Source organism: uncultured Nitrospira sp. (genome assembly GCA_902500695.1).
Lineage (GTDB): Bacteria > Nitrospirota > Nitrospiria > Nitrospirales > UBA8639 > Nitrospira_E.
On record CABVRQ010000105.1, the window covers coordinates 1 to 11347 of the forward strand.

Annotated in this window: 13 protein-coding genes; 1 reads left to right on the forward strand and 12 read right to left on the reverse strand. The window is 50.1% G+C overall.

Going from position 1 to position 11347, the window contains the following annotated elements:
- The 12 genes from AAH187_RS17375 to AAH187_RS17430 form a co-directional block, all read right to left on the reverse strand.
- A partial coding sequence (locus AAH187_RS17375) for a hypothetical protein (protein WP_342349748.1) occupies positions 1-818 on the reverse strand: 818 nt, incomplete at its 3' end.
- Between the two features lie 145 nt (positions 819-963).
- A complete protein-coding gene (locus AAH187_RS17380; protein WP_342349749.1) occupies positions 964-1413 on the reverse strand; it encodes a GIY-YIG nuclease family protein in 450 nt (149 codons plus the stop codon).
- A gap of 44 nt (positions 1414-1457) precedes the next feature.
- Positions 1458-2483 carry a hypothetical protein gene (locus AAH187_RS17385; RefSeq protein WP_342349750.1) on the reverse strand — a complete coding sequence of 342 codons (1026 nt, stop codon included), beginning with the start codon at positions 2481-2483 and terminating at the stop codon, positions 1458-1460.
- 122 nt (positions 2484-2605) lie between these two features.
- The gene (gene arsB / locus AAH187_RS17390) at positions 2606-3676 is read right to left on the reverse strand and encodes an ACR3 family arsenite efflux transporter (protein ID WP_342349751.1); all 1071 of its coding nucleotides are present in this window, start codon (positions 3674-3676) and stop codon (positions 2606-2608) included.
- The gene (locus AAH187_RS17395; protein ID WP_342349752.1) at positions 3673-4095 is read right to left on the reverse strand and encodes an arsenate reductase ArsC; all 423 of its coding nucleotides are present in this window, start codon (positions 4093-4095) and stop codon (positions 3673-3675) included. The genes arsB and AAH187_RS17395 overlap by 4 nt, the downstream gene beginning before the upstream one ends.
- A complete protein-coding gene (locus tag AAH187_RS17400; RefSeq protein ID WP_342349753.1) occupies positions 4095-4568 on the reverse strand; it encodes an ArsI/CadI family heavy metal resistance metalloenzyme in 474 nt (157 codons plus the stop codon). The genes AAH187_RS17395 and AAH187_RS17400 overlap by 1 nt, the downstream gene beginning before the upstream one ends.
- A 23-nt stretch (positions 4569-4591) precedes the next feature.
- Positions 4592-4942: a metalloregulator ArsR/SmtB family transcription factor gene (locus AAH187_RS17405; protein ID WP_342349754.1), complete on the reverse strand. Its 351-nt coding sequence runs from the start codon at positions 4940-4942 to the stop codon at positions 4592-4594.
- Between the two features lie 262 nt (positions 4943-5204).
- Complete coding sequence (locus tag AAH187_RS17410) at positions 5205-5381, reverse strand: DUF2934 domain-containing protein (protein ID WP_342349755.1); 177 nt, start codon at positions 5379-5381, stop codon at positions 5205-5207.
- A gap of 434 nt (positions 5382-5815) precedes the next feature.
- A complete protein-coding gene (locus tag AAH187_RS17415) occupies positions 5816-6313 on the reverse strand; it encodes a response regulator (RefSeq protein WP_342349756.1) in 498 nt (165 codons plus the stop codon).
- A gap of 238 nt (positions 6314-6551) precedes the next feature.
- Positions 6552-6728, reverse strand: coding sequence for a hypothetical protein (locus AAH187_RS17420; RefSeq protein WP_342349757.1), 177 nt, complete (start codon positions 6726-6728; stop codon positions 6552-6554).
- Between the two features lie 722 nt (positions 6729-7450).
- On the reverse strand, positions 7451-9178 hold the full coding sequence (locus tag AAH187_RS17425) for a PAS domain S-box protein (RefSeq protein ID WP_342349758.1): 1728 nt from the start codon (positions 9176-9178) through the stop codon (positions 7451-7453).
- Between the two features lie 170 nt (positions 9179-9348).
- Positions 9349-10644 (reverse strand): glutaredoxin domain-containing protein, encoded by a 1296-nt coding sequence (locus AAH187_RS17430; RefSeq protein WP_342349759.1) that lies wholly within the window; start codon positions 10642-10644, stop codon positions 9349-9351.
- 256 nt (positions 10645-10900) lie between these two features.
- On the opposite strand from AAH187_RS17430, the gene AAH187_RS17435 reads away from it, so the two are divergent.
- A complete protein-coding gene (locus AAH187_RS17435) occupies positions 10901-11239 on the forward strand; it encodes a hypothetical protein (RefSeq protein ID WP_342349760.1) in 339 nt (112 codons plus the stop codon).
- Positions 11240-11347 lie beyond the last annotated feature (108 nt).

Consider the following 11347-nt stretch of genomic DNA (forward strand, 5'->3'; position numbering starts at 1 on the left):
TCCCACATACCCAGTTGGACAAAAATATGGGCGGGCATATGTTGCGCATGATGCGCTTCAGGAGCGATTTTGGCATAGCGACGGGCTTGGGGCAGGGCCAGGATGGCGTGGATCGGATCGTCAAAAGCATGAATGGTGTAGTGCGCGGCACACGGGTGATTGGGATTCACTCCATATACACCTAACGTCAGAGCCCCGGCCTGCACACGATATTTCTCCTGCAGGTCCGGCTTTTCATCATAATGGGTGGCCAATCCCAGCAGGGACAGGGCGTAAAAACAGGTGGCTTCCAGATCTTCGGGATACTCACTGGCAAGGCTTTCCATTCGGGCCGCATACGCCTGATCACGGGCGAGCTTGTCTTCCTCACCAAATAACGTGTTCACGGCCTGGAGATACTGACGTTCTCTGGCAGTTATGGACGCCGTATCGGATACTTTTCCCAGAGCCGCCCGTGCCGCCTCAACATTTTCTTCACTCCAGACGGGATGATTATTCGCCATCGCCTCACCCCAATATCCCATCACAAAATTTGGATCAATAGTGGTCGCTCGACGAAACGCCTCGATGGCTTCCTCATACCAGAACGAATGGAGCGCCCCGACGCCACGGAGGAAATGGGGATGGGCTTCTGGTGCCCCCGATGCGGGAAATTCAATGCTTCCCAATTGCCCTAAGGCCGCATTCTCTTCTGAGGAAGAGGAGGCATGATCCGTCTCACCAAGGCTTAATTGTGGAAGTGCCATGACGAAGATGGCGATAAGAAAAAAACGGAGACAGAATCGCCGCGGTGGACATTCCGACGAATATAGCTTCATGAACATGAATACTCCTTGTTAATGCGGTTGCCCGTCATGGCACCTACTGATGATATTCCACCTTATCATTTTTATTCAGTAGAGAATAAGACAAGGATGAATGATAGGAAAGTTAATCCATGATTTGAAATCACCTTCAAGATTGTCATTCCGAACGAAGTGAGGAATCCTGAAATTCGAGACTTAAATCCTTCCACTGGGGATTTTCGCTCATCACTAAAGAATCCTTTTTCTCTCTCCTCCATTTTTTTATTTCTTTTTCTCGTAGGATGGCTGCATTCACGTCCTGGGTTTCCTCAACATACACGAGCTTGTTGATGTTGTACTTTTGAGTAAACCCTTTCACAAGCTTTTTCTTATGTTCATACATTCTGCGCTTTAAGTCATTGGTCATTCCAACATACATGACTGTGTTGTTCCAATTGGTCAGGAGATAAACATAATAGGCATGTGCCATAGAAAGGATTTCTCCCTCTGGTCGAAATGACAGGGGGGCAAAGTGACAGGGAAGGTCGAGATGACGGGGGGGTCGAAATACCGGAGGATAGTGAGCCTTCAAAACCGTCGCCTCCGAATGGGTCAAGTCAGGTGCCATGGGCGGAAACTCCCCCTTGCCATTTTTGCAAAGAAGAAACTTGTCTAAGGAACCCTGGCGCGACCGATGGTGTTGGCATCCGTGCCGAACCAGATGGTTTTGGTTGGATGGTGATAGACCATATGACGAACACTTCCCCCACCGCTGGGGATATCGGTGAGACTCATGAACGTTTGGGTTCGGGTATCGAATCCAACGAGGCGATTGGGGTGCGCGCCGGTTTCCACAAACCACACCCGGTCCTGTTCATCGACAATCATCCCGTAAGGTTGGGCATCTGCTTCTCCTGGCGCCAACCATTCCTGAATGTCGCCGGTTTTGGCGTTATAGGATCCAAGATACCCTTCGGAATAATCCACATACCAAATGACGCCGTCCGAGGTGACCCCCAGTCGTCGTGGTCGGGTTTCCTTCCGTGAGAGCGGAATTTCTCGAATGGTCCTGGTATCCCGATCTACCGTCCCCAACTTGTTGGTACCGAATTCAGTAAACCATGGTGAGCGGGCGTGATCCAGAACAATGCCATAGGGGCGAGCCTGTGCGGATGGAAGCGGCATGAGTTGAATCTTTCCGGTAGCCATATCGAGGTGCCCCACGAAATTCCCCTGCTGTACCGTAAACCAGATGTCCCGGTTCTGGCCAAACACCAGAGTATGCGGATCAAGGGCTTTTGGATCGGGCATGGGGTACTTGATGATCTTTCCGGTAGCCGGATCGAGTTTGCCGATGTGAGCCGCCCGGTTTCCGGCGTACCAAACCTGTCCTTCCTTATCAACAATCAGATTGTGCGGACCGGTGCCGGGATCGAGTTTGAATTGGTGAAATTGCCCGACTTCAGGGTCGAGCACCGCAATGTAATCTCCTCCCTGTCCGACGAACCACACGCGATGCTGCTGATCCACATACGGATCACGCGGTCTCGTCTGGTCCCAGGGCACCTGCCATTCTTTAATCTCCACCGGATTGAGTGATTCGGCCTCGGCTTTCGCAGGATGATTGGTACATCCGGAAAGGACCAGCAGGATAATCAGCCCGATCAGAATGATGCTTGTTCGGTGTAGACCATACACAATAGCTCTCCTCTTTGAATCATCTGGATGACGCACTCCATAATCTCTACTGCCTATGTTGGCATGTCTGGAAATATTAGGCAAACAACGAACGACCTGGCCGGCGGGATGGGCTTGATAGCCTAGCTAACGTGAACGGATGCCGGATCTCCGTCAAACCATTTCTTTTTTAACCAGAAGGCGACATGGACAAGAGCTAACAGTACCGGCACTTCGACTAAAGGCCCGATAACGGTGGCAAACGCGACGGACGATCCCAGGCCGAATGCCGCGATGGCCACGGCGATGGCCAGTTCAAAGTTATTACTGGCTGCTGTAAAGGAGGTGGCCGTCGTTTTGCCATAATCGGCCCCGATGAGTTTGCCCATGCTAAAACTGACGAGAAACATGAGGACGAAGTAGAGAACGAGAGGCAGGGCAATGCGAATCACATCTCCAGGCAGACTGAGCACCATGCCGCCTTTGAGCGTAAACATGGCAAGGATGGTGAATAGAAGTGCCATCAGCGTAATAGGAGCAATCTTCGGGAGGAACGCCTCTTCATACCACTCGCGGCCTTTTCGTTTGATCCCGATCCGGCGGGAGAGAAACCCGCACACAAAGGGAATGCCCAGGTAGATGAAAACACTTTCCGCAATTGTCTGAAAGCTGACGTCGACGACCTCCACAGCCAGCCCTAACAGTGGCGGCAGGATTTCCAAATAAAACCAGGCCAATCCACTGAAGAAGATCAATTGAAAGAGACTGTTGAAGGCCACCAAAGCTGCTACATATTGGTTGTCACCTTCGGCGAGTTGATTCCAGACCAACACCATGGCAATACAGCGGGCCAGTCCAATGAGGATGAGCCCGGTCAAGTATTCCGGCGAATCAGAGAGAAAGGTCACAGCCAGACCGAACATCAGTAAGGGACCGATGATCCAGTTTTGGACGAGCGACAGGAGGAGAATTTTCCAATCGCGAAAGATGAGGGGCAGCTCTTCATATTTCACGCGAGCCAACGGAGGATACATCATGAGCATAAGGCCAATGGCGATGGGGATGTTAGTTGTTCCCAGAGAGAGGCTGTTGACGAATGCCGGTGCCCCGGTGAAGACCGAGCCGATTGTGACGCCGGCCGCCATGGCCAGGAGAATCCACGCGGTAAGGTAGCGGTCCAGAAAAGATAAACGCCGTGGCACAGAGGCAGTCATGATATTAAATCTCCGATTCTGGTTTTGAGCAGGAAAAAGGTTTGGTCAAAGGCCGCGTTGATCTCGTCTTCGGTGCCGATCACTCTGCCTGGATCGGGAATGCTCCAATGCAGCTTTCGGGGTTGGCCGGAAAAGATAGGGCAGGCTTCTCCGGCAGCTTGATCACAGACAGTGATGACCAGATCAAAAGGCTGTGAGATCAGGTCATCCCACGATTTGCTACGCGGCTGCCCCGGATCGATTCCTTGCCGTTTCAAGGTCGAGACGGAACCCGGATGGACGTATCCGGCGGGATGACTTCCTGCACTCCACGCCAGATATCGTCCTTGGCCCATATGGTTAATCAGGGCTTCGGCCATGATGGACCGGCACGAATTGCCCGTGCAGATAACCAGGACTTTTATTGGCTCAACAGACATTAGCTACAGCAACCGCTGGATTCCTGTATCGGCATTTCAGTCTCGGGTCTCGCCAGAGACGGCGGCTCACAACAGGCGGTTTCTGTTTGCGCCGAATGGGTTGAAAAGATTTCCGCGTCTTCCATCGTGCGGTAGGCTTCCCACGGGACTCCGGCAGGATCCAATACCCAGGATTTATCCGATTTGGCATAACAGCAGAGGGTCTCTCCTTCTTCGGCCACCGGGAGATGTCCGGTTTTCAGTCGTTGCCGGATCTCGTCCAACTCCTGCTCCTCCTCAACCTGAATGCCCAGGTGATCCACACCTTTCGTGGAAACCCGCGTGGAGATGGCCAGGTTAACGCGGGGATCCTCCAGCATCCATTTGGCATAATCGGATTTGCGTTTGACCGGTTCCGCGCCAAACAATTTACTGTAAAACCCGATGGCTTCTTCTAACTGGTCGACTCCGATATGAATATGAAGACGTTTCATGGATAGGCCTCCTTGTGAATGGGTTAGCAACAATTCGAGAGTTCGATAATGCTACATTTCTTTTGTTTATTGTCCCGGATACTGGCCATATCCTCGCGGCAGCAGTCTTTGACCATGTAACGAATCAGATCGGTGAAAAATTCAAAGTTGGCGCTGTAGATGATTGAGCGGCCTTTTCTCTGAGAAAGAACCAAACCCGCCTTGCTCATGTGCGAGAGGTGAAAGGAGAGAGTGTTATGGGGAATGGCCAGAGCCTCACTTAATGTCCCCGCAGGTGCCCCTTCCGGTCCATATTCCACCAACAGACGAAAGACACGCAGTCGGGTATCTTGAGAAAGGGCCGCAAATGCCAGCAATGCATCTTTAATTTCCATATGTCTAGAATAATAGACATATTAGAAAAAAGCAAGTATGTGCATTCTCGGGGCCACTGGGTCAAAGCCAACGCCAGGAGGGAAACGAGTCGAAGGTCAAGTGAGCCTGGACAGGATCTGAAAGATTCTTGAGGAGAACGGATGCCCTATCGAGGCCTGACCAAGTGATCTGGCCGGCACCCCCATACCATATTGGCAAGGATAAGAATGCAGGGGAAGGCATGACACTGAAGAAAGAGTTTCAGCAACCATGCCCCTCCATCTACCTCACTCCTTTTTGGGTCAAGACATCCTTTTCCGCTCGAAACCAGTCCTCTCGATCATAGCCATGTTGCCGCTTTCGTTGTTCATACAATTCATATGCGAGTTTCGGAATTCGCGCCTGTAATTCTTCTTCTGAAGTAAAAAGGGGGGAAACAAGTTGAGACGGTTTGGGCAAAGCGCTCTTCCTACGCGCAGCTAGTTTAGGCACTGTTTTTAAATTCCCTTTTTTCGTGTTCGTCGTAGGAGCTCCATCCTTCGTACCCTTAGCAATGGGAAGCTGGAATGGTAAAACTTTTGATGTCTTTTCGTCATGGTTAGATTTCTGATTTCTCATAATTCTCCTTCTATTGGTCTGATGGTCATGAGTTCGGGTTAATAATCTTTTACTCTTCAAGCAAGCCTTCCTGAACGTGTGCATACCGATCCCTACGTCATCGAATCACTGTGTGGCACTGCCCACGAGCCTTCCTTTCCCAGAGACGATCAAGGAGAATGTCCGTGATTCCCTGATCTGGACATCTCAACAGGGTGAATAGGAGACCATTCATCGGCACCATGAAAGAAAGGAAAATGAGGAAGAATAGGATAAGGGCGAACCACTCTTACGACTCAGGCCACTTTCCAATCAGATTTCCTCGCAGATAACGCAAAACTACCTTGGACCAGGAGCGCTCCTACTGCCAGAGAGTGTTTGGCCTCATGAGTTGTATCTTTGACTAAAGCCGGTCTTTCTCCCACGCTTGCTCGCCAAGGGAAATGCCGAAATGTTTTCTGCATCAAGAGAAGATGATTGAACGGTTTCACCAGATAATCCTGGGCACCTTCTACAAGAAAACGCTGTAGTGTCGTGTAATTGAATACTTTTGACATGACAATGACCGGAACCGCGTTCCCCTGCCACCGCAATTCATCCAACATGGTCCATCCATTCATCACCGGCATTTCCAAATCCAGAAAAATGCCATCAATAGGCGTGGTGTGAAGCACGTGGAGACCTTCACGCCCGTTTGAGGTCGTCACCGCCTCGAATCCCCATCCCTCTATCGCCCCGGCTATGAAGCAGGCGCTGTCTGCCTCATCATCAACGACCAAAATCCTGGCCGACATATCGTCCTCCATATTCAAAACTCAGCTTATGGTTTTTCTCACATGGGAACCCACTGCCTTAGGATAACTCGCTACCACAACTCGTCTGCCGGATAATCAACACCGATCGATCTGAGCTTTGTGCTCAAGGATGGCAACGGGGAATCGGATATCCCGGATTGGCCATGTTTATCGTACAGTTCATCACCAAAGCCATCGGGCATTGGCAGAGTGAGGGCATCACCCTGTAACGGAATTATCAGTTCCCAACTTTTTCCTGACGTTTAATTAAAAATCGTTTAACAACCTTGTCCATCCTCACATCTGTGGAATTGGGTCGAGGGTATTCATGTAAGATCCTGGTACGATCAGTCACGGCCTCTTTCTCCGTCAGCGCCAATAGTCCTCTTCTTCGTGTTTCTGGTGGATTCATCATTCTCCCTCCTCTCGAATTAGCCGTGGATTCAATTCAAGCGTCAGAATCTTTTGGTATGAGTCGGTTCGGACGTGCAACACGGGGTATCCAGAGAATTCGTCTTAACTCGCTTCGATTGGGACACGATCATCTCCCCCCTGATTCAAGTCTTCATAGCATAATTGATACCATCCATCCGCTAGAGATATCCGCACTCAACCTATGCTCCCAAACTCATGACTGGGGTTTGGATTGGTCGGTCAACGGGTATAGAACAGGAAAAATATTTGTAGAGGATTAAAGCAAGGAGAGGGGCTTGAAACGGGCGTTTCCGCACTGCACGCACATGCGAATTCACTCATACCTACTGGATAAGCATATCGTCATTAATACAAATTCTCGGTTCTATGATGGGGATTCAACCATGCTCAAATCTATATTCTCCTCACATAATCATGAAGGGCCTGTTGAATAATTCACTTCAATAGTCAATAAAAGCTCCAGAGGAGCTCCGCATGGTCAAGGGGAGGGAATGTTCAAAAAAGTCCGTCCAGCAGGGCCGCAGCCGTTTTGACGCGCGGAACCTACACTTTGTACGTGGGCACGGCAAAAGGGCGAGAACGCCGCTGGCGGTTTTTTTCAACATTCCCATGAAAAATTTCAAAAGGAGCCTGAATTCCATCTGATGGTTCCAAGGAGAAGTAGAAGCACATTCGGTTGAAAACCGAAATGTCTGGGTGGGATTATAGTCTTGGAGAGAGTGGAATCAAGGCAGTAATGGTGGTGCCTTTGCCCTTGGAGGCCTTCACGTTAAACTTGCCCTGCACCACACGAATGCGTTCCTTCATCCCGATTAACCCTAACCCGTGAGTTCCTGGGCGAACAGCCTGAGGGATAAATCCTTTCCCATTATCCGTAATGACGAGCCTGAGGCCGGCCTCCAATCCCACCACCTCCACAAAAACCTGAGAGGCCTCCGCATGTTTCGCCACATTTCGTAAACACTCTTGCGTCACCCGATACACACAGGACGCGATGTTTTGAGGCAAGTTGTGAGGCACATCCCGTGGTTGAAACGTGACCGGGATGTTTTCCCATTGAGAAAAATCTTTAATAGAGGACTGGAGTGCGACGACTAAGCCCAGGTCATCCAAAATCGAAGGATGCAGCTGGTAAGCTAAATGCCGGACGTTATCGGAAAGTGAGGAGACTTGATCATTCAAGTGTTGAAGAGTCTTTTGCATCGGATCCGACTCCGGCAGAGTCCTCTGAATGGATTGTATCTCAATCGCGACGACGGCTAGCCGTTGATTCATATCATCATGAAGTTCACGGGAAAGACGGCGGCGCTCATCTTCCTGAGCAGAAATGAGTTGTGCACCAAGAGCCCGGAGCTCGTCTTGACTTTGCTCGAGTTCCTGCTCGCGGCGATGAAGGGCTTGTTCCGTCGCCTTCCGTGCTGTGACATCCCGGACAATGCCGGTAAAAAAAATCTCTCCGTGCTTGTGCCAATACCCCAGAGACAGTTCAAGCGGAAATTCACTGCCATCCCTTCGAAGCCCCATCAGCTCAAACATTTCCCCCTCAACGGTTTTCCCTCCGGCTTGCGAGGCCCGTAGAATCCCCTGTTGATGAGCCAGACGGAACCGTTCTGGAACAATGCGATCCAAAGATTGACCCTGCATCTCCTCCATCGTCAAGCCAAACAAGCTTTCCGCTCCTGTATTCCACAACATCACCTTCCCCTGACTATTTAACGAAATGATACCCTCGTCTGTTGATTGCACAACCGAATGAAGCTGTTCCTGGCTTTCCCGAAGAGCCACCTCTGCCTGTTTACGCTCATGAACTTCGCTTTGTAATGATTGATTGGATTTGCTCAACTCCAGGCTTAGTGTCATCGATGCCATCGTCACAGAATGGTTGCGGCGTAAGGTGACAAACATCATCGTCACGAAAAGCAGGCTCATGGCTCCCATGGCCATATGTTGTTCATCACCCACGACAAAAAACTGAACGAGAAGCGGGGTAATGGTCGGAAGGGAATAGGCCAGAAAGGCTCCTGGTAAGGCCGCATACACAGCGGTTGCCCCGGCAATCATGCCACCTATCACAAAAGTCAAAAAGATTTGATGTGAAATGGAGCTTTCGGGAAAGAAGATGACACCCGTTATCCCCCAGAGCATGCCGGAGGCAAGGGTCCCGACGAGAAATCTACGACTCCAGCGAGATAAATCCTGTGGATTTCGAGACGTGTTTTTGAATTGATACCATAGCAGGCTCCAGGCCCCATTGAGGACGATCAGGCAGAAAAACCAAGTAAGCAAAATGCCATGGGCAATCACGTTCCATTGAATAAAAGTCAGAATAGATCCATTGACCAGGGAGGCGATGATGCCAACCGGTGCGAGCCCATAGAGTTGCTCTACCTGCTTCGCATACAAGAGATCGCGTTCGTGTTCACCCAACACATGTCCTCCACAAACATTCCAAAGAACGCTCTAAGACCTTCTTGGATTTCCAGTGTCATATATACATTCGTGGGGGAAATACTCTTTACCTATTGGTTAAAGCCTAACTGTAGAACTCTTACTGAGTAATCACAAGGGTATTGCACCATTCAACCTTAGACGGACGAACGTTAGAATAATAGATTTGGAAAGAACAGCAGTAGGCTACCCAATCCCAGCATCACCATCCCGCTGATCAGCTTAAGCCATCGTCCTTCCCGTTCTTGCAATTTATGATGGCTTAAGGTGACCACGGCGATCGTGACCATCACCGCATCATCGGTGATATAGGCCAGATTGTAGAGACCAAGATACCCGTAATACTCAAACGTGGTCAGACCCTGTTGACTCAGGACTTGTGTGAACAAGGCCGGAAATCCGGCGGTACAGACGAACTCAATCATATTCACCAAGGTGGCCAATACCAGTATTCCGACCAAAGCCTGGCTGACCCGTTCAGCCGCTAAAATTTTTCGGACTCGCGCATAGAGTCCGGGCTTCGCTGACTCCGGAATAGCAATTGAAGGGCCTCGCCCAAAAGCCCAAAATTCTTTGATGTTGACCAGGCCGATTCCAACGGCCAGCCCACCCATCATGACTTGAATGATGCGCACATACCCGATAAGCAAAAAGACATTCAGCCACGCGGCCATGAACGCAAAGTACACCACTCCGCTGACCAGGACGAATGTTCCGGCCAGGAGGAACATCTTTCGTCGATCCCGCAGGTTCGCCAACAATGCCAACAAAAACAGCAAGACCCACATCGCACAGGGATTAAATCCGTCAAGAAGACCGAGAAGAACGGTAAAAACCGGCAGGCTGAGTTCGGGAAGAGTCTGATCACCCCAAAAAGGAACAAAAATGCGCTGTCCCCCGATAGCCTTTTGGGTAGGCTCCGGGGGACAAGGCGCCTCCGATTCAATAGGACAGACGCCCTCCGACGGAGTGCCTTTATCCGGTGGTGGTCGCCCCAACAATTTTTCCAGTTGCTTTCCCGTGGTCTCCTCAGACTCAAACCCGATGAGCAGCTCCCCTCGCGCATAAAAAGCCGGCACACCCAGTTGTGTGACACCGAATTTTGCCGCCAATGTTTGTAATCGAAGTAACGCCTGGGGATCTTCGCCGATATCGCGAATTGCGACGATGAGTTGGGGATATTGTTGTTTCAGTCGGGTGAGATAGGTTTTCGCCTTTTCACAATGCGGGCATCCCTGACGGACAAATACCTCTAGATCGCTCTCAGCCTGCTCCGGAACAACATCAGGCTTCCCGGACATACCCAGCATGCCCACCACCACAAAAACCACGCAGGGCAGAACGAAAGGCCATCCTAATTTTCTCAAATTCGTTGGACTCTGTTGTCCTCCTAGCTTTCGAAAGTGTACGGAAAGAAGAATAAGATTATTCAGTATGGAATTTTTCATCTAGGAGGTCTAGGCTAAAGGCCTAGCAGAAAGAATATCTACTACACTCTGATTTTGAATAGGTTGCTCCACAGTCAACAATCTCATGGGAAAATAAATCTAGCACAAAAAAGGTTTGTGCTGACACCTCTTGGATTCCTGACTAGCCTTTATCTCCTTTTCCAATTAGAATCGACCGGACTGATAACCCGGTGCTCGCACTAAGGTCTCAACACTGGCTGAGAATGTTGCCCATCATCCAGCCTACGGATGATCCATGATTCGTCCCACATTCACCTGTCGCAATACCCTACAGCGGCTTCGTGAGAGTCATGATGAAAGACAACGAAAAGAAGAGGACAGGAATAAGGTGAAAATCGCTCGTGTAGAATATACGATGACGAGAACGGGAGAGGATGGAAAGACCGTCTCGGTGAATAAGGAACGCATCCTGTCTGAACTGGATTCAATTGATCCCGAATATATCCATCAGGTTCTTGAACAAGAGTTGCAAGCAACCGAACAACCATCGCCTGAGAAAACATCCATTCACTCTTCCTTAGTGGTAACGAACATCACAGAGCTCCAACCCACCGGTGATGACGACCAAATGTAGCCAGGTAATGCTTCGAAACGTTCTTCAGCTTTTTCCCCAACGAATATTGGTTGAACCTAGGCCCCTCGCACATATCTCGCAAATCTTTATTCCTCAAATCAAACTTGC